The sequence below is a fragment of the Aporhodopirellula sallentina SM41 genome (genome assembly GCF_000346505.1).
Taxonomy (GTDB): domain Bacteria; phylum Planctomycetota; class Planctomycetia; order Pirellulales; family Pirellulaceae; genus Rhodopirellula; species Rhodopirellula sallentina.
This window is the reverse complement of record NZ_ANOH01000447.1, coordinates 1-507: the sequence shown is the minus strand read 5'-3', so window position 1 is coordinate 507 and position 507 is coordinate 1. Positions and strand designations below refer to the sequence as shown.

Sequence of the window (507 nt, the reverse complement as noted above, 5' to 3'; positions counted from 1 at the left end):
GCAACTGAACGCAGGCTTCCGACGAACGCTCAAATCCATACCGACGCAAACTCCAAGTCGCGTGGCCCCAAAACGTCACGCCTGCCATTCGTGCTTGCGCTCGGTTCGCTTGTCGGGCTCCTTACTCTCGTCGGATACACATGGTGCTACGCTTGGTCTACCGGTCAAGTTCCATCTTCGGACGCGACGCTCTCAAGCGGCGGACCTTGGAACCACAACGCAGTCATGACCACGTTCGTTGACTACATTTGTTTCGCTGGCACTCTGTCCGCAGTTCTCGGGGTCATCTGCGCGATCGTCACTCGAACCACCACGCATCGTGTTTTTGCGATCGCTTCGTTTCTGGTTTCACTCCTCACCATCGGGTATCATGTCGTTCTCATCGACTGACTTTACGCTTGTTGCTGTCGAAACGTGCGATAACCATGCGATGATACGGAGCGGCGGTGGTCGCCGTTCTCGAAGTGGTTGAGTCATCCGCCGCCGCCCGCATATCGCTGCCGTTAT

Annotated in this window: 1 protein-coding gene; it reads left to right on the top strand. The window is 56.4% G+C overall.

What is annotated here, in order from left to right:
- Window positions 1–390: hypothetical protein (locus RSSM_RS35100; RefSeq protein WP_044303965.1), on the top strand; the 390-nt coding region annotated here is incomplete at its 5' end.
- Window positions 391–507 lie beyond the last annotated feature (117 nt).